Annotated in this window: 19 protein-coding genes; 8 read left to right on the forward strand and 11 right to left on the reverse strand. The window is 72.0% G+C overall.

All coding sequences use genetic code 11. From position 1 onward, the window contains the following. Window positions 1-165: 165 nt before the first annotated feature. From Psi01_RS14995 to Psi01_RS15005, 3 genes are read right to left on the reverse strand one after another with little or no spacing between them, the layout of a single operon-like run. Entirely contained in the window at window positions 166-1,344 is a 1,179-nt protein-coding gene (locus tag Psi01_RS14995) for an acetate kinase (RefSeq protein WP_204064611.1), read from the reverse strand. Beyond that, window positions 1,341-3,380: a phosphate acetyltransferase gene (gene pta / locus Psi01_RS15000; RefSeq protein WP_204064612.1), complete on the reverse strand. Its 2,040-nt coding sequence runs from the start codon at window positions 3,378-3,380 to the stop codon at window positions 1,341-1,343. The genes Psi01_RS14995 and pta overlap by 4 nt, the downstream gene beginning before the upstream one ends. Window positions 3,381-3,422: 42 nt before the next feature. Beyond that, window positions 3,423-4,184 (reverse strand): alpha/beta hydrolase, encoded by a 762-nt coding sequence (locus Psi01_RS15005; RefSeq protein WP_204064613.1) that lies wholly within the window; start codon window positions 4,182-4,184, stop codon window positions 3,423-3,425. A 208-nt stretch (window positions 4,185-4,392) separates the two neighbouring features. Between Psi01_RS15005 and typA the strand changes: the two genes are divergently transcribed. Further along, window positions 4,393-6,246, forward strand: a complete 1,854-nt coding sequence (gene typA, locus Psi01_RS15010) for a translational GTPase TypA (RefSeq protein ID WP_204064614.1) — start codon at window positions 4,393-4,395, stop codon at window positions 6,244-6,246. 240 nt (window positions 6,247-6,486) lie between these two features. Continuing rightward, window positions 6,487-7,263, forward strand: coding sequence for a superoxide dismutase family protein (locus tag Psi01_RS15015; RefSeq protein ID WP_204064615.1), 777 nt, complete (start codon window positions 6,487-6,489; stop codon window positions 7,261-7,263). An 18-nt stretch (window positions 7,264-7,281) separates the two neighbouring features. On the opposite strand, the gene Psi01_RS15020 is transcribed toward Psi01_RS15015, so the two are convergent. From Psi01_RS15020 to Psi01_RS15035, 4 genes are all read right to left on the reverse strand, one after another. After that, a complete protein-coding gene (locus Psi01_RS15020) occupies window positions 7,282-7,695 on the reverse strand; it encodes a PaaI family thioesterase (RefSeq protein WP_204064616.1) in 414 nt (137 codons plus the stop codon). A 176-nt stretch (window positions 7,696-7,871) separates the two neighbouring features. Beyond that, window positions 7,872-8,507, reverse strand: a complete 636-nt coding sequence (locus Psi01_RS15025; RefSeq protein WP_204064617.1) for a DUF2461 domain-containing protein — start codon at window positions 8,505-8,507, stop codon at window positions 7,872-7,874. Between the two features lie 55 nt (window positions 8,508-8,562). After that, window positions 8,563-9,387, reverse strand: coding sequence for a polysaccharide deacetylase family protein (locus tag Psi01_RS15030; RefSeq protein WP_239127682.1), 825 nt, complete (start codon window positions 9,385-9,387; stop codon window positions 8,563-8,565). A gap of 184 nt (window positions 9,388-9,571) precedes the next feature. Continuing rightward, complete coding sequence (locus Psi01_RS15035) at window positions 9,572-10,147, reverse strand: helix-turn-helix domain-containing protein (protein ID WP_204064618.1); 576 nt, start codon at window positions 10,145-10,147, stop codon at window positions 9,572-9,574. An 82-nt stretch (window positions 10,148-10,229) separates the two neighbouring features. On the opposite strand from Psi01_RS15035, the gene Psi01_RS15040 reads away from it, so the two are divergent. Further along, a complete protein-coding gene (locus tag Psi01_RS15040) occupies window positions 10,230-11,069 on the forward strand; it encodes a DMT family transporter (RefSeq protein ID WP_239127684.1) in 840 nt (279 codons plus the stop codon). Window positions 11,070-11,104: 35 nt separating this feature from the next. Continuing rightward, window positions 11,105-12,043, forward strand: coding sequence for an anti-sigma factor RsbA family regulatory protein (locus Psi01_RS15045; protein WP_204064619.1), 939 nt, complete (start codon window positions 11,105-11,107; stop codon window positions 12,041-12,043). A gap of 26 nt (window positions 12,044-12,069) precedes the next feature. Here the strand turns inward: Psi01_RS15045 and Psi01_RS15050 are convergent, their stop codons facing one another. Continuing rightward, window positions 12,070-12,666 (reverse strand): sigma-70 family RNA polymerase sigma factor, encoded by a 597-nt coding sequence (locus Psi01_RS15050; RefSeq protein WP_204064620.1) that lies wholly within the window; start codon window positions 12,664-12,666, stop codon window positions 12,070-12,072. A gap of 266 nt (window positions 12,667-12,932) precedes the next feature. On the opposite strand from Psi01_RS15050, the gene cds1 reads away from it, so the two are divergent. Then, complete coding sequence (gene cds1, locus Psi01_RS15055; protein WP_204064621.1) at window positions 12,933-14,009, forward strand: L-cysteine desulfhydrase Cds1; 1,077 nt, start codon at window positions 12,933-12,935, stop codon at window positions 14,007-14,009. Between the two features lie 99 nt (window positions 14,010-14,108). Here cds1 and Psi01_RS15060 read toward each other — a convergent pair whose 3' ends face one another. After that, a complete protein-coding gene (locus Psi01_RS15060; RefSeq protein WP_204064622.1) occupies window positions 14,109-15,119 on the reverse strand; it encodes an ABC transporter substrate-binding protein in 1,011 nt (336 codons plus the stop codon). A 96-nt stretch (window positions 15,120-15,215) separates the two neighbouring features. Here Psi01_RS15060 and Psi01_RS15065 point away from each other — a divergent pair, with 96 nt between their 5' ends. From Psi01_RS15065 to Psi01_RS15075, 3 genes are read left to right on the forward strand one after another with little or no spacing between them, the layout of a single operon-like run. Next, the gene (locus Psi01_RS15065; protein ID WP_204064623.1) at window positions 15,216-16,268 is read left to right on the forward strand and encodes a FecCD family ABC transporter permease; all 1,053 of its coding nucleotides are present in this window, start codon (window positions 15,216-15,218) and stop codon (window positions 16,266-16,268) included. Continuing rightward, window positions 16,265-17,401, forward strand: a complete 1,137-nt coding sequence (locus tag Psi01_RS15070) for a FecCD family ABC transporter permease (protein ID WP_204064624.1) — start codon at window positions 16,265-16,267, stop codon at window positions 17,399-17,401. The genes Psi01_RS15065 and Psi01_RS15070 overlap by 4 nt, the downstream gene beginning before the upstream one ends. Continuing rightward, the gene (locus Psi01_RS15075; RefSeq protein WP_204064625.1) at window positions 17,398-18,186 is read left to right on the forward strand and encodes an ABC transporter ATP-binding protein; all 789 of its coding nucleotides are present in this window, start codon (window positions 17,398-17,400) and stop codon (window positions 18,184-18,186) included. Before Psi01_RS15070 ends, Psi01_RS15075 begins: the two co-directional genes overlap by 4 nt. A 143-nt stretch (window positions 18,187-18,329) precedes the next feature. Here Psi01_RS15075 and ftsY read toward each other — a convergent pair whose 3' ends face one another. Both ftsY and smc read right to left on the reverse strand, forming a co-directional pair. Then, window positions 18,330-19,505: a signal recognition particle-docking protein FtsY gene (ftsY, locus tag Psi01_RS15080; protein WP_239127693.1), complete on the reverse strand. Its 1,176-nt coding sequence runs from the start codon at window positions 19,503-19,505 to the stop codon at window positions 18,330-18,332. An 83-nt stretch (window positions 19,506-19,588) separates the two neighbouring features. Next, window positions 19,589-23,272 carry a chromosome segregation protein SMC gene (gene smc / locus Psi01_RS15085; RefSeq protein WP_204064626.1) on the reverse strand — a complete coding sequence of 1,228 codons (3,684 nt, stop codon included), beginning with the start codon at window positions 23,270-23,272 and terminating at the stop codon, window positions 19,589-19,591. Between the last annotated feature and the right edge of the window lie 5 nt (window positions 23,273-23,277).

Raw genomic sequence — 23,277 nt, forward strand, 5'->3', positions numbered from 1 at the left:
CCGTACCGGCACTTTTCTCATGGACGGACGGCCCAGCACGCCCCCGCGACGCTGGGCAACCGCCTAACTACATGAAGTATGTCCCACGATCACCAGCTACTGGTGGTTCGTCTCCCGAGGACTTCTCCCGGCGGATTTCATCCATCCGCTGTAGGTAGACGACATTCATCCGCGATTGGTTCGCGAAATGATGTCGAGAGTTTGGCGGGCGATCTCCAGCTCCTCGTCCGTGGGCACCACGGCGACCGTCACCCGCGACCCGTCGGCGGAGATCACGCCCTTGCCGTCCGCGTTGCGCGCGGGGTCCAGCACGATCCCGAACGCCTCCAGGCCGCTCAGCGCCCGCTCCCTGACCAGGACGGAGTTCTCCCCCACCCCGCCGGTGAACGCGATCACGTCCACCGTTCCGAGCACCGCGCAGTAGGCGCCGACGTACTTGCGCAGCCGGTGGCAGTAGACCGCCAGGGCCAGCTCGGCCTCCGGGTCGCCCTCCGCCACACGCCTGCCCACCTCGCGCATGTCGTTGTCGCCGCACAGGCCGAGCATCCCGCTGCGCCGGTTGAGCAGCCCGTCGATCTCGGCGAGGGACATGCCCGCCGTCCGCCGCAGGTGCAGGATCGCGCCCGGGTCGATGTCGCCGCTGCGGGTGCCCATGACCAGGCCCTCCAGCGGGGTCATCCCCATCGAGGTGTCCACGCACCGGCCGGCCGACACCGCCGAGGCGCTGGCGCCGTTGCCCAGGTGCAGCACGATCACGTTGCCCTCCGGCCGGCCCACCAGCGCGGCCGCCTCGCGCGAGACGTAGGCGTGGGAGGTGCCGTGGAAGCCGTAGCGGCGCACGCCGAACCTGCGGGCGGTCTCCCGGTCGATCGCGTAGGTCGAGGCCGCCTCGGGCATCGTGGCGTGGAAGGCGGTGTCGAAGACCGCGACCTGCGGCAGGTCGGGACGGAGCCGCCGGGCCACCTCGATGCCGGCCAGGTTCGCCGGATTGTGCAGGGGCGCGAGCGGGATGAGGTTCCTGATCCCCGCGGCCACCTCGTCGGTGATCAGCGTGGGCCGGGTGAAGTCCGTGCCGCCGTGCACCACCCGGTGCCCGATCGCGGTCAGCTCCGGGGAGTCGATCCCGAAGCCCGCCGCGGCCAGCTCGTCCGCCACGGACTCCAGCGCCGCGGCGTGGTCGGCCACCGGCGAGCCCTCCTCGCCGATCCGCTCGACCGTCCCCGAGGCCAGCCGCTCGGTCCGCCCTCCGTCGTTCCCGGCGCCCCCGGGGTCGCCGGAGCCGATGGACAGCAGCCGGTACTTCACCGAGGACGACCCGGAGTTGAGGACGAGGACCTGCGTCATCGGGCGACCTCCTGGGCCTGGACGGCGGTGATGGCGACGGTGCTGACGATGTCGGTGACCAGCGCGCCCCGCGACAGGTCGTTGACCGGCTTGCGCAGTCCCTGCAGGACGGGGCCGATCGCCACCGCCCCGGCGGAGCGCTGCACGGCCTTGTAGGTGTTGTTGCCGGTGTTGAGGTCCGGGAAGATCAGCACGGTCGCCCGGCCCGCGACCTGCGAGCCGGGCAGCTTGGCCGCCGCGACCCTCGGGTCCACCGCCGCGTCGTACTGGATCGGCCCCTCCACCAGCAGGCCCGGCGCCCGCTCGGCGACCATGGCGGTGGCCTCGCGCACCTTGTCCACGTCGGCGCCGTGACCCGACTGCCCGGTCGAGTAGGACAGCATCGCGACCCTCGGCTCGACGCCGAAGCGCTCCGCCGTGTGCGCCGAGGAGATCGCGATGTCGGCGAGCTGACCGGCGTCCGGATCGGGGTTGATCGCGCAGTCGCCGTAGACGAGCACCCGGTCGGCCAGGCACATGAAGAAGACCGAGGAGACGATCGAGGTCTCCGGGACGGTCTTGATGATCTGGAAGGCGGGCAGGATCGTAGCGGCCGTGGTGTGCGCGGCGCCGGAGACCATGCCGTCCACCTCGCCCCGGTGCAGCATCATCGTGCCGAAGAAGTTGACGTCGCTGAGGACGTCCCTGGCCCGTTCCAGGGTGATGCCCTTGTGCGCGCGCAGCGCGGCGTACTCCTCGGCGAAGGAGTCGCGCAGCGGCGAGGTCAGCGGGTCGGCCACCGTCACCCCGGCCAGGTCGAGGCCGAGCTCGGCGATCCGCCGCCGGACGACCTCCTCGCGGCCCAGCAGGGTGAGGTCCACGATGCCGCGCCGGACCAGGACGTCGGCGGCGCGCAGGATGCGCTCCTCCTCGCCCTCGGGCAGCACGATGTGCCTGCGGTCGGCGCGCGCCCGCTCCAGCAGCGTGTGCTCGAACATCATCGGGGTGACCCGCTCGGAGCGGGCCAGCTCGATGCGGTCGGCGAGGTCGGCGGTGTCGACGTGCGCCTCGAAGTGGCCGAGCGCCGTCTCGATCTTGCGCGGGTTGTCCGCGGTGAGCCGTCCCTCCAGGCCGCCCAGGGTGGTCGCGACGGCGAAGCTGCCCTCCCCGGCCGACAGCACCGGCAGGCCGGGCGCCAGCCGGGAGGTGAGGGCCCGTACGGTCTCGGTGGGCTCCTCTCCCAGGCTGAGCACCACCCCCGAGGGGCGCACCGTGCCCGCCGCCTCCGCGGCCGCCGCGGCCAGCAGCAGGTCTGCCCGGTCTCCCGGCGTGAGCAGCAGCGCCCCGTCCACCAGGTGCTCCAGCAGCAGCGGCATCGTGGCGCCGCCGAAGACGAACCCGTTGACGTCCCGGAACAGCCCGTCCTCGTCGCCCAGGATCTGCTTGGCCTGTACGGCCTCCGCCACCTGCCCGACGGTCGGCGCCGACAGCGACGGATGCTCGGGGATGACGTAGAAGGGCACCGGCAGGTCGGGCTCGACGACCATCTCGGGCGGCACCCGGTTGGCGATCACCGCCAGGACCGTGCAGCCCAGGTCGGAGAAGACCTGGTAGCCGGTGCGCATCTCCATCGCGATCTCGTCGGCGCGGTCGGCGTGCGCGCCCACCACCACGATGACCGGGGCGCCGAACTCGGCGGCCAGGCGGGCGTTGAAGGCCAGCTCGCGGGGGAGGTCGTCGGTGGCGAACGAGCTGCCCAGCACGAGCAGGGCGTCGCACTCGCTCTCGAAGGCGTGGAAGCGGGTGACCAGGCGAGAGATGAGCTCCTCGGCGCCCCGCTGGGCGTAGACCTCGGCGGCGTCCTCCGCCTTCAGCCCGATCGCCGCGGCGGCCGGGCGGTAGCCGTCCTCGATCAGTTCGGAGGCGCGCTCGCTCCTGGCGATCGGGCGGAACACCCCGATCCGGTCCACCCGGCGGGTCAGCAACTCCATCAGACCCAGTTCGACGATCTGCCTGCCGTCCCCGCGCCCGAGACCGGCCACGTAGATGCTCCGCATACGCATTACCCCCGATCGGACCATTTGCCTTGCATGTCAGGACTAAACCATGCTCACCCATCGCCCGATACGCCGGATCAGCTCGGGAGCGGCGGCCGACTCCGCGTGGCCGTACCCAGGCTCGATCCACAGCTCCTTCGGCTCGCGGGCCGCGTCGTGGATCTGGTGCGCGTGGTCGAGCGGGAAGAAGGCGTCGGCGTCGCCGTGCACGACCAGCAGGGGCGTCGGCGCGATCAGCGCGGCGGCCTCGTGCGGCGCCGGCGGCACCGGGTCCCACATCCCCCTCTTGATCCGCGTCCGCTTGCCCAGCCTCGCGGCCAGCCGCCCGGCCGGGTGCTCGATCGCCCAGTGCACCTGGCGCATCGGCCGGGTCCCCCGGTAGTACCAGCGGGCGGGCGCGCTCACCGAGACCACCGCGTCGACCGGCGCGAGCCCGTGGTCGCGGTCGCCCGCGTGGCGCAGGACCACCGCCCCGCCCATCGAGAAGCCGACGGTCACGACCCTGGCGTAGCCGATCGTCCGGGCGTGCCGTACCGCCGCGTCCACGTCGAGGATCTCCTGGTCGCCCACGGTCGTCTCCCCGCCCGACCGGCCGTGGCCGCGGAAGTCGATCGAGACGACTCCGCCGAACCCGCTCAGCACGTGGGCGATCCGCCGGGTGGGACGCTCCCTGAGCGATCCGGTGAACCCGTGCGCCAGCACGATGCCCAGATCCGGGGCCCCGCGCGACGGGGTGTGCGCCGCGTCGATCCGCACGTTGTCCTTGGTCACGAGCATCACGGGGAAGGACGGGGCGAAAGACATGCGCCGAGCTTAGAGAGTGATCGGCTCCGTGGGACACCCAGATCCGGCCCAAGAGAGAAGAAGCACATCATGCGTGACAAAAAGGTAGATGGACTGTGAATTAGGGCATTTCCCCAGGGAGGCGCATGAGCGATTGCCGGGATCAACTAAAATGGTAGGGCCGCACGGTCCGCGGCCAGCCTCCACGAACACAGAGTGAGACTCCACCATGCCTTTGAACAGCCGCGACGACCTGCGGAACATCGCGATCATCGCGCACGTCGACCACGGCAAGACCACTCTCGTGGATGCCATGCTCTGGCAGTCCGGTGCCTTCCGGGCGAACCAGGACGTCGACGACCGCGTCATGGACTCCAACGACCTGGAGCGCGAGAAGGGCATCACCATTCTCGCGAAGAACACCGCCGTCAAGCACGGTGACATGACCATCAACATCATCGACACCCCCGGCCACGCCGACTTCGGCGGCGAGGTCGAGCGCGGCCTGTCGATGGTGGACGGCGTCGTCCTGCTGGTGGACGCCTCCGAAGGTCCGCTGCCGCAGACCCGCTTCGTGCTGCGCAAGGCGCTGTCGGCGAAGATGCCGGTCATCCTGTGCATCAACAAGGTCGACCGCCCCGACGCCCGGATCAAGGAGGTCGTGGACGAGGTCTACGAGCTCTTCATGGACCTGGACGCCACCGAGGACCAGATCGACTTCCCGATCGTCTACGCCTCGGCCAAGGCCGGCCGCGCCTCACTGAACCGCCCCGAGGACGGCGGGATGCCCGACTCCGAGGACCTGGAGCCGCTCTTCCAGGTCATCAAGGAGACGATCCCCGCCCCGACCTACGACCCGGCCTCGCCGCTGCAGGCCCACGTCACCAACCTCGACTCCTCGACCTACCTGGGCCGCATCGCGCTGCTGCGCGTGCACCAGGGCGTCATCAAGAAGGGTCAGCAGGTCGCCTGGTGCAAGACCGACGGCACCATCGAGCGCGTCAAGATCAGCGAGCTGCTGATGACCGAGGCGCTGGAGCGCAAGCCCGCCGAGCAGGCCGGCCCCGGCGACATCATCGCGATCGCCGGCATCCCGGAGATCATGATCGGTGAGACGCTGGCCGACCCCGAGGACCCGCGCCCGCTTCCGCTGATCACCGTCGACGAGCCCGCCATCTCGATGGTCATCGGCACCAACACCTCCCCGCTGGTCGGCAAGGTCAAGGGTTCCAAGGTCACCGCCCGCATGGTCAAGGACCGCCTGGACAAGGAGCTCGTCGGCAACGTGTCGCTGCGCGTGCTGCCGACCGAGCGCCCGGACGCCTGGGAGGTGCAGGGCCGCGGCGAGCTGGCGCTGGCCATCCTGGTCGAGCAGATGCGCCGCGAGGGCTACGAGCTGACCGTCGGCAAGCCGCAGGTCGTCACCAAGACGATCGACGGCAAGCTGCACGAGCCGGTCGAGCGGCTGACCGTCGACTGCCCGGAGGAGTACCTCGGGGCCGTCACCCAGCTGCTGGCCGTCCGCAAGGGCCGCATGGAGCACATGACCAACCACGGCACCGGCTGGATCCGGATGGAGTTCGTGGTCCCGGCCCGCGGCCTGATCGGCTTCCGCACCGAGTTCCTGACCGAGACCCGGGGCACCGGCCTGGTCCACCACGTCTTCGAGTCCTACGAGCCGTGGTTCGGCGAGCTGCGCACCCGCAACAACGGCTCCCTGGTCGCCGACCGCTCCGGCCCGGTGACGGCCTTCGCCATGCTGAACCTCCAGGAGCGCGGCGTGCTGTTCGTCTCGCCGGGCACCGAGGTCTACGAGGGCATGATCATCGGTGAGAACTCGCGCTCCGACGACATGGACGTGAACATCACCAAGGAGAAGAAGCTCACCAACATGCGCTCCTCCACCGCGGACGAGACCGAGAAGGTCATCCCGCCGCGGCAGCTCTCCCTTGAGCAGGCCCTGGAGTTCATCCGCGAGGACGAGTGCGTGGAGATCACCCCCGAGGCCGTGCGCATCCGCAAGGTCGTCCTCGACGCCGCCACCCGCGGCCGGACCGCCGCCCGCGCCAAGCGCGGCAGCTGACGCGCTCGCCGCCCGCGCCAAGGGCGGCAGCCGACGCGCCCGCCGCCCGCGCCAAGGGCGGCAGCCGACACGCCTCCTGTGCCCGGCCCGGCCGGACACAGGAGGCTGTTTCGCCTCATGACCGTTTTGTCTCATATATGGCCAAAAAAGAGGATTCTCCCGTTCGCTGTGCGGTAGAGACCCTGTTCGGGCTCCTCCGCCAGCGGAGGGGCGCCGTCAGGACATACGGGGGAATCTTCCATGGCTCACAGAACCCACCTGGCCCTGGCCGCCGCGCTGGGAGCCGGAATGATCGCCACCGGGGCCGCCCCGCCGGCCCAGACGTCGCCGCGAGCATCCGCCGCGCCGGATCCGACCGCCGGCACGGGAGAGACGACGCCGGGGCCGGCCGGCACGCCTGCGGGAACCCCCGAGCCGGCCGGCACGCCCGCCGGGACACCCGAGCCGACCGCCGCTCCCACGCGGACGCCGCCGTCGGGTGACAGGCCGTTGCACGCCGACATCAAGGACGTGGACGGCCGGACCGTGGGCTCGCTCGACATCAAGAGCGACCAGGACGGCAAGCCCTCCATCACGGTCACCGTCACCGGCGGGCTGCCCGCCGGCTTCCACGGTTTCCACATCCACGCCAAGGGCGTCTGCGACCCGGGCTCGACCGACCCCGCCACCGGCAGCCCCTTCTTCAGTGCGGGCGGCCACGTCGACTTCGACGCGAAGTCCCACCCGGACCACGCCGGCGACCTGCCCGATCTGCTGATCGGCGCGAACGGCACCGGCAGCGCCTCCTTCGTCACCGACCGGTTGATGACCGGGCAGCTCGCCGACGCCGACGGCAGCGCGGTCGTCGTCCACGCCATGCCGGACAACCGCGCCAACATCCCCGACCGGTACGGCCACGCGGCCGACACCTCCGACCCCGAGGCCGAGACGACGATGACCATCGGCCCCGACGACGAGACCCTCAAGAGCGGCGACTCCGGAGGCCGCATAGCCTGCGGTGTGATCACCGGGCGCTGACCCCCGGCGCGGACGGGCTCAGCCGAGGATCGCGTAGACCGTGGCCGCCTGGGCGGCGGGTGAGGGGTCTCCGTCGGCGGTGAGGGTGACGGAGGCGAAGGCGAGGCTGCGGCCGAGCTTGGTCACGTGGGCCTCGACGAGGACGTCCTTGCCGATGATCGGGCGCTGGAACGTCGTGGACTGCTGGACGGTGGTCATCGGGACGAAGCCGCCCCGGGCCGAGGAGATCGCGATCACCGTGGCGGTGTCGGCGGCGGCCATCAGCGCCTGGCCGGACATGCCGCCGCCCTCCCTGGCCAGCCGGTCGGACCAGGGCAGGCGCAGAACGGCATGGCGCTCGCCCAGCTCCTCGACCAGCAGGCCGAGGTCCTGCACCCAGGGGGCGAAGTTGTCACGCAGGATCTTGTCGCCGTCGGCGGGCTGTAGCGTCACCCCACCATGATGCGCCCCGCAGGCGCCGATGAGGAGCCCCGACGCCCCACCCGCCGATCGCTCCGCCCCGGCGCGGCGCTCACCCTGGAGAGCCCCGCCACCGGCGCGACCCCGGCCGGAGGACTCCGTCCCCGCGGCGGGCCGGGGAAGGGTCCGCCGTGGGTGGGAGCGCCGGATCAGTCGGCCGGCAGGTGGGTGGTGAGCCACTCCACGAGTGGGGTCAGGTCGCGCCAGATCGTGCGGACTCGGGCGACGACCTCGGGGGTGTGGACCCAGGGTTCGGGCTCGAAGCGGCGGCTCGCGTGCAGCGAGCGGTGGCGGAGCAGGTCGAGGCGGGGGTGGTCCTCGGGGACGCCGCGCGGGCGGGTCTTGAGGCGGTCGCCTCCGATCTCGTAGCCCGCGATCCGGGCCTCGGTCACGATCTTCTCCAGCGGGACCCCGCTGATCTCCTCGTCGACCGCCTCCCGGAAGCGGGCGAGCCGCTCGCCGTCGGCCGCGTAGAGGCCCGCCCCGACGTAGAGACCCGCGGCGTCGAGCTGGACGTAGTAACCGACGGCCTCGGCGGTCGGGACATAGGCTCCCTGGTGGGTCTTGTAGGGCGACTTGTCCTTGGCGAAGCGCACGTCGCGGTTGGGCCGGAACAGGTGCGTGCCGCCGAACTCGGCCTCCAGCTCCTCCCCCAGCGCGATCATCGGCGCCTTCACCGCCTCCTCGTAGACCTGCTTGTGGCGGGTCCAGTAGGTCTTGGAGTTGTCAGCCTCCAGACCCTCGTAGAACACGAAGGCGTCGTCGGGGAAACCGCTGAAGCTCATGCGGCCCATCGTGCCACCGGCCACCGACAGTTTCCGGAACCGCCGGCCCGCCGGGTCAGCGCCGGGTGTAACGCCTGCCCGGCGACGGCGCTCCGCCGTACAGCTCCGACAGCGTCACGAACGTGAACTCCTTGCCCGCGAGGTTCTCCAGCAGCTTCGGGACCGCCTTGACCGTCGTCAGGTGGATGTCGTGCATGAGCACGATGGACCCGGACGTGGCCTTGGCGGCGCGGCGGCTCACGACCGCGACGTCACGGTCGCGCCAGTCCATGGTGTCGAGACTCCACAGGATCTGGGCGAGCCCCTGGCTGCGGCTCTCCGCGGCCACGCGCTCGTCGGTGGCGCCGTACGGCGGGCGCATCAGGGTCATCCTCACCCCGGTCTCCCGCTCCACGATCTCCTGGGTACGGCGCAGCTCGGACCTGATGCCGCTCCTCGACAGGCCGGTGAGCGCGGTGTGGCTCCAGCCGTGGTTGCCCAGCTCGTGCCCGTCGGTCACCATCCTGCGCAGGTCCTCCCCGCCGCTCTGCTCGACCATCCCGCCGAGCACGAAGAAGGTCGCCCTGGCCCGGTGCGCGGCGAGGGTGTCGAGCAGGGCGCCGGTGTGCTCGCCCGGGCCGTCGTCGAAGGTCAGCGCCACGCACCTGGTCTTGGCGCAGTCCGTCGCACGCGCCGGGGGCGGGGTGGGCAGCTCGGGCGGTCCGGGCCGCTGCGGCAGGACGGCGACGAGCCCGCCGGCCGACGCGGCCTCTCCCGGCGCCCCGGGGTCGGCCGGGGGGTCGGCCGGAGGGCCGGCCACACCCGTGAACCCGATGAGGAACGCCATCGGCAAGACCCACACCCGCACGCTTCCCCCCGAAAGCAGAGCGGGGGCGCGCATGGATGACTCTCCGGCCACGTCCCCCCGCAGAACCGGGACCGGATCCTCCCACCATGGTGGAGATGTCAGGGTGCGATCCGGTGTATCAACGCGCCAACCGGACCACATAGCCTGGAGCTATATACCCAAATGTCGTTTTTGTAGCACTCTTTTCGCCGATCCCCCCACCGATCACCTGACGGGATCAGTGGTCGGGCGTCTCCCTCGGCTCGGTGACGACCATCACGAACCTGAGAGGGCTCCCGCCCTCGTTGGCGTACCGGTGCGGGCGGTCGGCGCTGAACAGGACGGCCCCGTCGGTCCCGATCACATGGCTCCTGCCGTACACCGTGAGGGTCAGCTCGCCCTCCAGGACGGTCAGCATCTCGCGGGTGCCCGGCGGATGGGCGTCGCCGTCGTGGTGCTCGCCGGGGGCCAGGCACCAGTCCCACAGCTCCAGGATCGCGGGGGCGTCGGTGCCGACCAGCAGGCGTGCCGTACTCGCCTCACCGTGCGGGAAGGTGACCACGTCGGCGGCGTTCACCACCCGCACCACGGGCGTGTCGGAGACCTCGACCATCCGGGCGACCGTCACGCCGAGGGCGTCGGCGATGCGGGTGAGCGTGTTGATGCTGGGGTTGGTCCTGCCCTGCTCGACCTGGACCAGCATGCCCCGGCTCACCCCCGACCGCGCGGCGAGCTCGTCGAGCGTCATCTGCCGGTGGGCGCGCTGCGCGCGGACGTTGTTGGCGATCGCGGCGGTGATCGTCTCGGGGTCCATGAGTTCAGTTTAGTGAACTCGATTTGCACTGTAGTGCACTCCATGTGTTGTACTAATAGTTCACTCTGATGAACTGAGGTGGATGATGACCGCGGTGGTGCTGGCGACGGCCTGTGCTCTGGTGTACGGCACGGCGGACTTCTTCGGCGGGCTGGCCACCCGGCGGTCGCAGGTGATGGCGGTGGTGGTGCTCTCCCAGCTGGCCGGTCTCGCACTGGTCGCCGGGCTGCTGCCGTTCCTTCCCGGGGCGCCCACCGCCGAGGGGCTGGCCTGGGGCATGGCCGCCGGCGTCTCCGGGGGCGTGGCCCTGGTGCTGTTCTACCGGGCCCTCGCCACGGGCGTGATGTCGGTGGTGGCGCCGGTCACCGCCACCACCTCCGCGGCGCTGCCGGTGCTGTTCGGGCTGGCGGCAGGGGAGCGTCCCGAGCCGATGGCGCTGGGCGGCGTCGCGCTGGCGCTGCTGGCGGTGCTGCTGGTCAGCCGGGACTCCTCCCCGGCCGCGGCCGTCCGGGACCGCGGCGCGACCCTGAGCGCGCTCGCCGCGGGGGCGGGCTTCGGCGGGTTCTTCGTCCTGCTCTCCCAGGCCCCGGAGGGCGGCGGCATGTGGCCGCTGTTCGGCGCGCGGCTCGCCTCGGTCCTGCTCATCGCCGCCCTGGCCGTGGCCACCGGGCGCTCGCTGCGGCCCGGCTCGGGGGCGCTGGGGATCATCGTCGTGGCCGGGGTCCTGGACATGGTGGCCAACGTCCTGTTCGTCCTTGCCCAGGAGCGCGGCATGCTCACTCTGGTCGGCGTCCTGGTCTCGCTCTACCCGGCGAGCACCCTGCTGCTGGCCCGGTACGTGCTGAAGGAGCGGCTGAACGCCGTCCAGGCGACCGGGATCGGGGTCACCCTCGCCGCGGTCGCGCTGATCGCCGCGAGCTGACCTTGTTGTGCCGGAGTCAAGCGCTTGCTACGGTCATGCCCGTGCAGCCCGAGCGGGCCCCTCTCGACTCCGGGCCGTTCGCGCACACCGCTGTCGCGTACGGCTCAGACGAGGAGTTCCTCCACCGGATCCCGGATCTCGTCGTGGGGGGACTGCGTGATGGGCAGCGGGTCCTGGTGGTCACGTGCGAGCGCAAACTCGACCTGCTGACCGAGACCCTGGGCGAGGACGCCCGGCGGGTGGACCGCCAGCCCTCCCACCGGTGGTACGGCCACCCCATGCGCACGCTCTCCGCCTACCACGACTACGTGCGCGAGCGGAGACCGTCCCTGATCGTCGGCGAGGTGTACTGGGCGGGCAGGACTGACGCCGAGGCGCGTGAGTGGATCCGCTACGAGTCGGCGATCAACGCCGTGCTGGCCCGGCTCCCGGTGGCCGTCTGGTGCCTCTACGAGAGGGGGGCCGCGCCCGACGATCTTCTACGCGTGCATCCCCGGTACCTGGACGCCGGGGACGTCGAGCCCAGCGGCCTGTACGTGCCGCCCGAGCGGTTCAGGCTCCCGGACGACGAGCTGCCCTTCGGGGATCCGCCCGGATCGGCGACCGTCGTCTCCTTCGCCCCGGAGAACCTGACGCACCTGCGTCTGGTCGTGGCCGACCACGCGCGGCGGGCCGGGCTGGACCACGAGCTGACCGGCTCACTGGTGCTGAGCGTCTCGGAGGTCGCGGCCAACAGCGTGGAGCACGGCGCCGGGCACGGGCGAGCCGCCCTGTGGGTGGAGGGGGACGAGCTCGTGTGCGAGATCACCGATTCCGGCGGGGGCCTGGACGACCCTCTGGCGGGGTACGGCCCGCCGGAGCCGGAGTCCCAGCACGGCTACGGGCTGTGGATCAGCCGGCAGCTCTGCGACCGGGTGGAGATACGCAGCTCTCCCGGGTTGGTACGGATCCGCCTGCGCATGTCCCTGCGCTGACCCGTGCCGCCCTTCTCGCGGGTCTGTCAGGCGGCCTGGCGCTGCTCGGGCAGCCGGAGGGCGCCCTCCTCGCGGGCGTAGTCCTCCAGCATGATCCGCAGCTGGCGGCGGCCGCGGTGCAGGCGGGACATGACCGTGCCGATGGGGGTGCCCATCCGCTCGGCGATCTCCTTGTAGGCGAACCCCTCGACGTCGGCGAGGTAGACCGCCACCCGGAACTCCTGGGGCAGCGAGCGCAGCGCGTTCATCACGACGGTGTCGGGCAGCTGCTCCAGCGCCTCGGTCTCGGCGGACTTGAGCCCGGTGGAGCTGTGGGACTCGGCCGCGGCGAGCTGCCAGTCCTCGATGTCCTCGGTGGCCGAGAGCTTGGGCGAGCGCTGCTTCTTGCGGTACTCGTTGATGAAGTTGTTGGTCAGGATCCGGTGCAGCCACGCCTTGAGGTTCGTGCCCTCGCGGAACTGGTGATACGAGGTGAACGCCTTGGTGACCGTCTCCTGCACGAGGTCTTCGGCATCGGCGGAGTTGCGGGTCAGACGCATCGCGGACGCGTAGAGCTGGCCGGTCACGGGCACGACGTCGCGCTCGAACCAGTCCTGCCGCTGCTCCTCGCTCATCGAGATCATCTCATCCCCCTAGGTACCTTTCCCCCGATGCCGCACGGCTCGGGTGCGATGCACCCTTCCCGGCAGCCTTGCCGATGCTCCCATCGGCTCCGTAAGGGAGTCGTTAAGAGTTCCGTCCGGACAAGAGGTCCATCTGTGACCGTTCCGTGAGCGGATGCGGCACGCTCTACAGTCGGTCGAATCTCAATAGGGTAACATCCTTTGCTCGATTTCCTAGAGATTGTGTCTATCCTCACATAGCCCCTGCTAGGGCTACTTTTGATGACATGCGCCACCTGGATAGATACGACTTCGCGACCCGGGACTGGACGGCCGAGGCCATCCGCCGGGTCGAGGCCGACGCCAACCGTAGCTGTGACACCCATCTCCACGTCTTTCCGCTTCCCGGGCACTGGGGAGTAAACCTCTATCTGAAAGACGAGTCAGTCCACCCCACCGGTTCACTTAAGCACCGCCTGGCACGCTCGCTTTTTCTGTACGGCCTGGCCAACGGGTGGATCGGCCCCTCGACCACGGTGGTGGAGGCCTCCAGCGGCTCGACCGCGGTGAGCGAGGCGTACTTCGCCCGGCTGCTCGGGCTGCCGTTCATCGCGGTGATGCCGGCCTCGACCTCACCCGAGAAGATCGCCCTGATCGAGTTCTACGGGGGCAAGTGCCATCTGGTGGACGACCCGGGGACGATCTACTCCGAGTCCCGGCGGCTGGCCGCCGAGACCGGCGGGCACTTCATGGACCAGTTCACCTACGCGGAGCGGGCCACCGACTGGCGCGGCAACAACAACATCGCCGAGAGCATCTTCAACCAGATGGCGATGGAGCCCCACCCCGAGCCCGCCTGGATCGTGGTCGGCGCGGGCACCGGCGGCACCTCCTCCACGATCGGGCGCTACATCCGCTATCGCCGCCACCCCACCCGGCTGGCCGTGGTGGACCCCGAGGGCTCGGCCTTCTACCCGTCGTGGACCTCCGGCGACGACACCGTCACCGCCCCCGGCTCCCGGATCGAGGGCATCGGCCGCCCCCGGGTCGAGCCGTCCTTCCTGCCGAGCGTGATCGACCGCATGATCCAGGTGCCCGACGCGCGTTCCATCGCCGCGATGCGCTGGGTCCGCGAGGTCACCGGGCGCCACGTCGGCGGCTCCACCGGCACCAACGTGGCGGCGGCCGTACAGCTCATCCAGGAGATGCGCGAGGCCGGTGAGCGGGGCAGCGTGGTGACGCTGATCTGCGACGGCGGCGAGCGCTACAGCTGTACCTACGACGACGACGCCTGGCTGGCCGAGCGCGGCCTGGACATCGGCCTCCATCTGGAGGAGTTCCGCGGCTTCCTGACCGGCCCATGACGCCCCGCCGTGACGCCCCGCCGTGACGCCGATGAGCCCGGCGCCCCCTCACGGGGCGCCGGGCTCATCGGGAAGTCGTCCGGCGGGCCGGACCCGGGGTCAGGAGGCCTTGGCCGGGTCCACCTCGAAGATCTTCGCGAGGTCGTCGAGCATGACGTGCGCGCCCTGGATGCCCACGGCGCTCATCCAGGTGACGTCGTCGACCACGTGCTGCTCGCCCTTGAGCTTGCCCCACAGCGGGTTGGACTGGAACCGCTTCTGGACGGCCTCGATCTCCGGGTCGGGGTAGGACACGACGAAGATGTGGTCGGCGTCGAGCTGCGGGATGTTCTCCTCGCTGATCGGCACCATGATCGTCTCAGTGGTGCTCGGCTGCCCCTCGGGGCGCGGGAAGCCGACGTCCTTGAGCACCAGGCCGGAGTAGGAGTTCTCCACGTACAGGCGGACGGTCGGCTCGTTGGTGAAGCGGGCGACGGAGACCGTGGGCATCTCGCCCTCCTTGGCCTTGATGGACTCGCCGACCTTGGCGGCCCGGTCCTCGTAGGCCTTGATCCGCTCGTCGGCGAGCGTCTCCTTGCCCAGGGCCTGACCCATCAGCCGGAGGTTGTCCTTCCAGATGGCGCCGGTGGTCTCGCTGAACACGGTCGGCGCGATCTGGGTGAGCTTGTCGTACAGCGCCTCGTGGCGGATCTTGGCCGAGACGATCAGATCGGGCTTGAGCGCGATGATCTGCTCCAGGCTCGGCGCCTCCAGCGTGCCGACCACCTTGATGTTCTGCGCCTGGTCCATGACCGGGGCCAGATAGTCGGGGAGCTTCTCGTCGATCCCCCGGTAGACGGTGTAGCCGACGACCTCGGTGTCCAGCGTCAGCACCGCGTCGACGAAGCTCTGGTCGAGGGCGACGACCCGCTTGGGCTGGGCGGGGATCTGCGTCTCGCCCATGGCGTGCTTCACCGTACGCGGGTACGACGACGTGCCGCCGCTGCCCGCCGGGGCCGGAGAGGCGCTGCCGGCGGCGGTTGCGGAGGTGTCGCCCGACCCGCACGCGGCCAGGCCGAGGGAGAGTACGGCTGCCGCCACACCCACGGACAGGGCACGCAACGCTCTCATCAGGGATCCTTTCAGCCAGGTTAGGTAAGCCTTATTTAGCTTAGCTATACCTAACCTGGCATACTCGGACGGGATCCGGCAACCGAGAGGAACGACGTGAGCACAGCGCTGGCCCCGCCGCGGCCACCCGCACCCGGCGGGGTGCGGGCGACCTACCGGCGCCGCCTGCTCGTCCTCGCCGGACTGTTCGCGGCGCTCATGGTCGCGGTCGTGCTGAGCGTCTCGACCGGCGCCAAGCCCGTCCCGCTGCCCGAGGTCTGGCACGCGATCACCGCGCCGACCGGCACCGAGAACGACATCATCGTCCGCTCCCTGCGCATCCCCAGGACCGCGATCGGCGTGCTGGCCGGGATCGCGCTCGGTGTGGCCGGCGCCCTCATGCAGGGTCACACCCGCAACCCGCTGGCCGACCCCGGGCTGCTCGGCGTCACCCAGGGCGCCGCCTTCGCCATGGTGCTGAGCATCATGGTCATCGGCGTCACCAGCCTCTACGGCTACATCTGGTTCGGCCTGGCCGGGGCGCTGATCGCCAGCGTGGGCGTCTTCGCGCTCGGCATGGTCGGCGGCCGGGGCGGTCCCACCCCGGTGACCCTCGCCCTCGCGGGCACCGCCGTCAGCGCCTTCCTCTACGCCCTGACCTCGTCCATGGTGCTCATGGACGAGCAGGCCATGGACGTCTTCCGGTTCTGGCAGGCCGGCTCGATCGCCGCCCGCGGCGGCGACGTCGTGTGGCAGGTGCTCCCGTTCATCGGCGCCGGCCTGCTGCTGGCGCTGATCAACGCGCCCGGCCTGAACACGCTCTCCCTCGGCGAGGACGTGGCCCGCGCCCTGGGCCAGAACATCGCCGTGACCCGCGCGGTCGGCGTCGCCGCGGTCACCCTGCTGAGCGGGGCCTCGGTCGCGGCCTGCGGCGCGCTCTCCTTCGTCGGCCTGATGGTCCCCCACCTGGCCCGCCCGCTCTCCGGGCCCGACCACCGCTGGCTGCTGCCGTACTCCGGGCTGATGGGCGCCTGCGCCCTGCTGCTGGCCGACGTGGTCGGCCGGGTGGTCGCCCGCCCGGGAGAGCTGGAGGTCGGCGTCGTGCTCGCGCTGCTCGGCGCGCCCTTCTTCGTCGCCCTGGTCCGCCGTAGGAAGCCGGTCCGCCTGTGAAGCCCCCCGCTCCCGAGACCTCCCCGGCGGAGAGTCCGGCCACCCCCGCGACCTCTCCGGCACCCGCCCGGGTACGGCTCCCGCACGAGCGCGCGCTGCGCGTCGGGCCCGCCTCATGGCTGCTGCGCCTGCGCTCCGTCACCGTCTCCCTGGTCCTGCTGGCGGCCGTGACGCTGACGATGGCCCTCAACATCCGCATCGGGGACATCCCGATGACGGTCGCCGAGGTCTTCCAGGCCATCACCGGCGACGGCCCCAACCACTTCGTCGTGATGGAGCTGCGCCTGCCCCGTGCCCTGACCGGCGCCCTGGTCGGCGCGGCGCTCGCCCTGGCCGGGGCGATCACCCAGGCCGTCGCCCGCAACCCGCTGGCCAGCCCCGACATCCTGGGCGTCACCACCGGGGCCGGTGTGGCCGTGGTCGCGGTCATCGTCGGCGCGGGCAGCACCGCGGGCGGTCCCAGCGGCGACCTGGCGGCGTTCGGCATCCCGTTGACGGCCCTGGCCGGGGGTCTGGCCGGGGCGCTGACCGTCTACCTGCTGGCCTGGCGCAGGGGCCTGGACGGCTACCGCCTGGTACTGGTCGGGATCGGCGTGACGGCTGTGTTCACCAACGTCAAGTACTGGCTGCTGACCATCGGCGACGTCAACGACAGCAGCCGGGCCATGGTCTGGATCAGCGGCTCGCTCAACAGCCGGGGCTGGGAGCACGTCCACCCGACCGCGCTGGCCCTGCTCGTCCTCGTCCCGCTGACGCTGCTCGGCACCCGCTCGCTCGGCGCGCTGCGCTTCGGCGACGACACCGTGACCGGCCTGGGTGTGCGGATGAACCTCGCCCGCGGCCTGATGATCCTCGCCGCCGTACTGCTGGCCGCGGTCGCCACCGCCTCGGCCGGGCCCATCGCCTTCGTCGCGCTGGCGTCCCCGCAGATCGCGCTGCGCCTGGCCGGGGTGGCCCAGCCGCCGCTGGTGGTCTCCGCGCTGACCGGCGCCGTCCTGACCACCGCCGCCGACCTGGTCGCGCGCACCGTCTTCAGCCCCGTCGAGCTGCCCGTGGGTGTGGTCACCGCGGTGTTCGGCGCCCCCTACCTGATCTATCTCCTCATCCGCGCACGCAAGGAGGCCCGTTCATGAGGCTGCAGGCCGTCGACGTCAGGCTCGGCTACGGCGATCGCGTCGTCGTCGACGGTCTCGATCTCGGGATCGAGGCCGGGACGGTCACCACGATCATCGGGCCGAACGGGTGCGGCAAGTCCACCCTGCTGCGCGCGCTGGGCCGGCTCCTGAAGCCCTCCGGCGGGGAGGTCCTGCTGGACGGCAAGCGCATCGACCGCATGCCCACCAAGGAGGTCGCCAGGATCCTGGGCGTGCTCCCGCAGGCGCCGACCGCTCCCGAGGGCCTGACCGTGGCCGACCTGGTGGCCAGGGGACGGCACCCGCACCAGACGTGGTACCGGCAGTGGTCCTCCGACGACGAGGCGGCGGTGGGCGAGGCGCTGTCCATGACCGGCCTGGGCGACCTGGGCGAGCGTCCCCTGGACGAGCTGTCGGGCGGCCAGCGCCAGCGCGCGTGGATCTCCATGGCCCTGGCCCAGGGCACCGACCTGCTGCTGCTCGACGAGCCGACGACCTTCCTGGACCTGGCCCATCAGATCGAGGTGCTGGAACTGGTCCGCAGACTCCACGGCGAGCTCGGCCGCACCGTCGTGATGGTCCTGCACGACCTCAACCTCGCCGCCCGCTACGCCGACCGCCTGGTCGCCATGCGCGCCGGCAAGGTCGTCGCCGCCGGCACCCCCTCCGAGGTCCTCACCGAGTCACTGCTGGCGGAGGTCTTCGACCTCGACGCCAAGGTCATCGAAGACCCCGTGGCCGGCACCCCCCTCGTCGTCCCCATCGGCACCCGCCCCCACGCCTGACCCCGGCGGCACGGGGAAAGAAACGCCGCGTCAGTGCGGGGCCGTGAAACACGGCGCCCCTCTGCCCGCTGCACCGATGGCATTCGATGGCGCCGGTGCGGCGAGGAGAGGGGCGGTGCGGGTCGGCGCCCTTGGGCGGCGGGTCAGTCGCCGAGGAGGGCGTCGACGAAGACCTCGGGGTCGAAGGGGGCGAGGTCGTCGGGGCCCTCGCCGAGGCCGACGAGCTTGACGGGGACGCCCAGCTCGCGTTGGACGGAGATGACGATGCCGCCCTTGGCGGTGCCGTCGAGCTTGGTCAGGGCGATGCCGGTGATGTTGACGACCTCGGCGAACACCTGGGCCTGGCGCATGCCGTTCTGGCCGGTGGTGGCGTCGAGGACGAGCAGCACCTCGTCGACCGTGGCCTTCTTCTCGATGACGCGCTTGACCTTGCCGAGCTCGTCCATCAGGCCGGTCTTGGTGTGCAGGCGGCCCGCGGTGTCCACGATCACCACGTCGGCCTTGACCTCCATGCCCTTGGCCACGGCGTCGAACGCCACGGAGGCCGGGTCGCCGCCCTCCGGGCCGCGCACGACCTCGGCGCCCACCCGGTCGCCCCAGGTCTGGAGCTGGTCGGCGGCCGCGGCGCGGAAGGTGTCGGCGGCGCCGAGCACGACGTGCTTGCCGTCGCCGACCAGCGAGCGGGCCAGCTTGCCGGTGGTGGTGGTCTTGCCGGTGCCGTTGACGCCGACCACGAGGGCCACCGCCGGGCGCTCGCCGTGCTTGACGACGTGCAGCGTGCGGTCCATGTCGGGGCCGATCTGGGCGAGCAACTGCTCCTTGAGCAGGCCCCGCACCTCCTCGGGGGTCCGGCTGCCCAGTACCTTCACGCGCGTGCGCAGTTCCTCGACCATCACCTGGGTGGGTGCGATGCCCACGTCGGCGCCGATCAGGGTCTCCTCGATCTCGTCCCAGACGTCGTCGTCGAGACGGTCGCGGGAGAGCAGCTCCAGCAGTCCCTTGCCGAGGGTGGTCTGCGAGCGGGCCAGGCGGGCGCGCAGCCGTACCATCCGGCCGGCCGACGGCGGCGGGACCTCGATCTCCGGCGCGACCGGAGGCTCGATCGTCCGTGCCGGGGGCGGGACGGTGGTCGTCGTCGCCTCGTCCTCCTTGACGGCGCCCCTGGGCGGCGCCTGCTCCCGGGGAGGCAGCGGCGGGGCCTCGGGCGGCTTGACCGGCGGGGGCGCCTTGCGCGACTGCCGGAACAGCAGGAACATGCCGCCCGCCGTCAGCACGACGACGAGGGCGATGACCAGGATCAGGCCGAGATAGCTCTCCACAACCGCCTAGTTTCCCAGACGGAGAGTCCTAGTCCGACCTCCGGCCCGCCGCACGGCGTTTTCCCGGACGGAGACCCGCCCGCTCAGACGGCTTCCTGCTCCCGGAGCCGCTGGCTGATGACCTGGGTGACGCCGTCCCCCCGCATCGACACGCCGTACAGCGCGTCGGCGATCTCCATCGTCCGCTTCTGGTGGGTGATGATGATGATCTGCGACGTCTGGCGCAGCTCCTCGAAGAGGGTCAGCAACCGCTGGGTGTTGGTGTCGTCCAGGGCGGCCTCGACCTCGTCCATCACGTAGAACGGCGAGGGCCGGGCCTTGAAGATGGCCACCAGGAACGCCACCGCGGTCAGCGAGCGCTCACCGCCCGACAGCAGCGACAGCCGCTTGACCTTCTTGCCCGGCGGCCGGGCCTCGACCTCGACGCCGGTGGTCAGCATGTTCTCCGGGTCGGTGAGCACCAGCCTGCCCTCGCCGCCGGGGAACACCCGCGTGAAGATCGTCTCGAACTCGCGGGCCACGTCCTCGTAGGCGGCGGCGAACACCTGCTCGACCCGCTCGTCGACCTCCTTGACGACCAGCAGGAGGTCGCGGCGGGTCTTCTTGAGGTCCTCCAGCTGCGAGGTGAGGAAGGCGTGCCGCTCCTCCAGGGCCGCGAACTCCTCCAGCGCGAGCGGGTTGACCTTGCCGAGCTGGGCCATCTGCCGGTCGGCCGCCCTGGCCCGCTTCTCCTGCTCCTCGCGGACGTACGGCACCGGCTCGCCGTCGGCCGACGGCACCGGCTCGTCGGGACCGTACTCGGCGATGAGGGTCTCGGGCTCGACGCCGTACTCCTCGACGGCGCGGGTCTCCAGCTGCTCCAGGCGCAGCCGCTGCTCGGTCCTGGCCATCTCGCTGCCGTGCACCCGGTTCACCAGCTTGTCCAGCTCACCGGTCAGCTCACGGACCCGGGCCCGGACGGTCTTGAGCGCGGCGTCGATCTGCCCGCGCGCCTGCTCGGCCTCGTCGCGTTCGGCGGCGGCCGCGGTGAGCGAGGCCTCCAGCGCGCTGAGAACGCGCTCGGCGCCCCGGACGACCGCCTGGGCCAGACGGGCCTGCCGCAGGCGCCGCTCGCGCAGCTCGGCCGCTCTGGCCCGCTCCTCGCGCTCGCGCGCCGCCGCCCGCATCAGCCCCTCGGCCCTGCCGGACAGGCCCCTGACGCGTTCCTCGGCCGTGCGCACGGCCAGCCGGGCCTCCATCTCGGACTGCCGGGCCACCTCGCAGACCTCGGCGAGCTCGTCGCGGATCTCGGTGCCCGGCTCGGCCTCCGGCTCCGCGGCGCCCTCCGCGGTGGCGAGCCGTTCCTCCAGCTCCGCCAGCTCGGCCATGCTTCGCCCGCGCGCCTCCTCGGCGGCCCGCACACCCGCGGCCAGGCGCGTGCACTCCTCGCGGGCGGCCGTGGCCGCGGCACCGAGCTGGGCCAGCCGCCGGGCCGCGGCGGCGGCCCGCTGGTCGGCGTCGCGCTGCCTGGACCGGACGGCGTCCAGCGCGGCCTGCGCCGCGTTGACGCCGGACTGGGCGGTCTGCACACCCGTCTGGGCCTCGGCCACCCCGGCCTGGGCGGCCTCCACGGCGAGCCGGGCCTCCTCCTCGGCCTGGGCGGCCTCCTCCATGGCCGCCGCCGTCCGCTCGGCGGCGAGGCGGGCCCGCGCCAGGTCGGCGGCCGCCTCGTCCAGCGCGGCCCGCATCTGCAGGGCGGAGGAGCCCGCGGCTCCCCCGCCGGTGACGGCGTGGGAGCCCAGCAGGTCTCCGGACTTGGTCACGGCCCGCAGGTGCGGCCACTGCTCGACCGTCTTCCTGGCCGCCTGCAGGTCGTCGACCACCAGCACGTCGGCCAGCAGGTGGGAGACGGCCGCCCGCAGCTCGGCGGGGACGGTCACCAGGTCGGCCGCCCACTCGGCCCCGGGCACCGGGACCGGTCCGGCCGGGGGCGGCGGGCCTCCGGCGGCCACGAGCAGGGCCGCCCGGCCCTCCTGCTCCGCCCGCAGGAACTCCAGGGCGTCCACCGCGCTCTGCAGCGACTCCACCGCGACCGCCTCGGCCGCGGCTCCGAGCACGGCGGCCACGGCCACCTCGGCGCCCGGCCGTACGGTCATCGTCGCCGCGACCGGGCCCAGCACCCCGGCCAGGTCGGCGGCCAGCAGCGCGGCGCCGCCGTCGGCGCCTCTGGACAGGCCCAGCTCCAGCGCCTCGGCGCGGGCCTCCAGCGCGGCGGCCTGGCGCTGCGCCTCCTGGTCGGCGGCACGCGCGGCGGTCAGGGCGGCTCGGGCGGAGCCCAGCGCCGCGTTCGGACCCGCGACGGCCGCCTTGGCCTCCTCCACCACGGCCTTGGCCGTCTCGACGGCGTGCCTGGCCTCCTCGACGGCCTCCAGGGCCGTCTCCAGCTCCTCGGCGAGGGCGGGGTCGGCGGCGGGGTCGGCCTGCTCCTGACCGGCGTGCTCGGCCTCGGCCAGCTCGGCCCGCCGCTCGGCCTCGGCCAGCGAACGCGCCAGCCGGCCGATCTCCTCCTCGGCGGCGTCCGCGCGGCTGCGCACCGCGCCGACCTGGCCCCGGAGCCGGGCGAGCCCCTCGCGGCGGTCGGCGGCGGCGCGGGCCTCGGCGGTCAGCCGGCGCTCCTCGGCGGCCAGCGCCCCCTCGGCCTCGGTCCTGCGGGCCACGGCGCGGGCCAGGGTCTCGCGCTCCTGGTCGAGCAGCTCGTCCAGCACCCGCTCCTGCTCGCGGATCTCCTCGGCCTCGCGCTCGTAGTCCTCCGGATCGCGCCCGCGCCGCTCCACGGCGCCCTCGGCGGCGTGGCGGTGCCGTTCGGCGGCCAGCCCGGCCAGGCCGCGCAGCCGTTCGCGGATCGAGGAGAGCCGGAAGTAGGCCTCCTGGGCCGCGGCCAGGCGGGGCTGGGCCTCGGCCTCCGCCTGCTCCAGCTCGGCCTCGCTCTGCTGGCTCTGCTCCAGCTCCTCCTCCACGGCCCTGCGGCGGGCGAGGATCGCGGCCTCGTCGGCGGCCTCTCGCTCCAGGGTGGTCCGCAGGATGAGCACGTCGTCGGCCAGCAGGCGCAGCCGGGCGTCGCGCAGGTCGGCCTGGATGACGGCGGCCTTACGGGCGATCTCGGCCTGGCGGCCCAGCGGCTTGAGCTGGCGGCGCAGCTCGGCGGTGAGGTCCTGCACGCGGTTGAGGTTGGCCTGCATGGCGTCCAGCTTCCGCAGCGCCTTCTCCTTGCGCTTGCGGTGCTTCAGGACCCCGGCGGCCTCCTCGATGAACGCCCTGCGGTCCTCCGGACCGGCGTGCAGCACCTGGTCGAGCTGGCCCTGGCCCACGATGACGTGCATCTCGCGGCCGATGCCGGAGTCCGACAGCAGCTCCTGGATGTCGAGCAGGCGGCAGGTGTCGCCGTTGATGGCGTACTCGCTCTGGCCGGCCCGGAACATCAGGCGGCTGATCGTCACCTCGGTGTAGTCGATCGGCAGGGCGCCGTCGGAGTTGTCGATGGTGAGCGTGACCTCGGCGCGGCCCAGCGGGGCCCGCGAGGAGGTCCCGGCGAAGATGACGTCCTCCATCTTGCCGCCGCGCAGCGACTTGGCGCTGTGCTCGCCCATGACCCAGGCCAGTGCGTCGACGACGTTGGACTTGCCCGAGCCGTTGGGGCCCACGACGGCGGTGATGCCGGGCTCGAAGCGCAGGGTGGTGGCCGAGGCGAAGGACTTGAAGCCGCGCAGGGTGAGGGTCTTCAAATACATGGAAA

It is taken from the genome of Paraplanobispora siamensis, assembly GCF_016863175.1.
Taxonomy (GTDB): Bacteria; Actinomycetota; Actinomycetes; order Streptosporangiales; family Streptosporangiaceae; genus Planobispora; species Planobispora siamensis.

Excerpts from the sequence above, each read along its gene's own strand:
- Psi01_RS14995 (WP_204064611.1), bottom strand. The coding sequence starts at position 1,344 with ATGACGCAGGTCCTCGTCCTCAACTCCGGGTCGTCCTCGGTGAAGTAC.
- pta (WP_204064612.1), bottom strand. The coding sequence starts at position 3,380 with ATGCGGAGCATCTACGTGGCCGGTCTCGGGCGCGGGGACGGCAGGCAG.
- Psi01_RS15005 (WP_204064613.1), bottom strand. The coding sequence starts at position 4,184 with ATGTCTTTCGCCCCGTCCTTCCCCGTGATGCTCGTGACCAAGGACAAC.
- typA (WP_204064614.1), top strand. The coding sequence starts at position 4,393 with ATGCCTTTGAACAGCCGCGACGACCTGCGGAACATCGCGATCATCGCG.
- Psi01_RS15015 (WP_204064615.1), top strand. The coding sequence starts at position 6,487 with ATGGCTCACAGAACCCACCTGGCCCTGGCCGCCGCGCTGGGAGCCGGA.
- Psi01_RS15025 (WP_204064617.1), bottom strand. The coding sequence starts at position 8,507 with ATGAGCTTCAGCGGTTTCCCCGACGACGCCTTCGTGTTCTACGAGGGT.
- Psi01_RS15030 (WP_239127682.1), bottom strand. The coding sequence starts at position 9,387 with ATGCGCGCCCCCGCTCTGCTTTCGGGGGGAAGCGTGCGGGTGTGGGTC.
- Psi01_RS15035 (WP_204064618.1), bottom strand. The coding sequence starts at position 10,147 with ATGGACCCCGAGACGATCACCGCCGCGATCGCCAACAACGTCCGCGCG.
- Psi01_RS15040 (WP_239127684.1), top strand. The coding sequence starts at position 10,230 with ATGATGACCGCGGTGGTGCTGGCGACGGCCTGTGCTCTGGTGTACGGC.
- Psi01_RS15045 (WP_204064619.1), top strand. The coding sequence starts at position 11,105 with ATGCCCGTGCAGCCCGAGCGGGCCCCTCTCGACTCCGGGCCGTTCGCG.
- Psi01_RS15050 (WP_204064620.1), bottom strand. The coding sequence starts at position 12,666 with ATGATCTCGATGAGCGAGGAGCAGCGGCAGGACTGGTTCGAGCGCGAC.
- cds1 (WP_204064621.1), top strand. The coding sequence starts at position 12,933 with ATGCGCCACCTGGATAGATACGACTTCGCGACCCGGGACTGGACGGCC.
- Psi01_RS15060 (WP_204064622.1), bottom strand. The coding sequence starts at position 15,119 with ATGAGAGCGTTGCGTGCCCTGTCCGTGGGTGTGGCGGCAGCCGTACTC.
- Psi01_RS15075 (WP_204064625.1), top strand. The coding sequence starts at position 17,398 with ATGAGGCTGCAGGCCGTCGACGTCAGGCTCGGCTACGGCGATCGCGTC.
- smc (WP_204064626.1), bottom strand. The coding sequence starts at position 23,272 with ATGTATTTGAAGACCCTCACCCTGCGCGGCTTCAAGTCCTTCGCCTCG.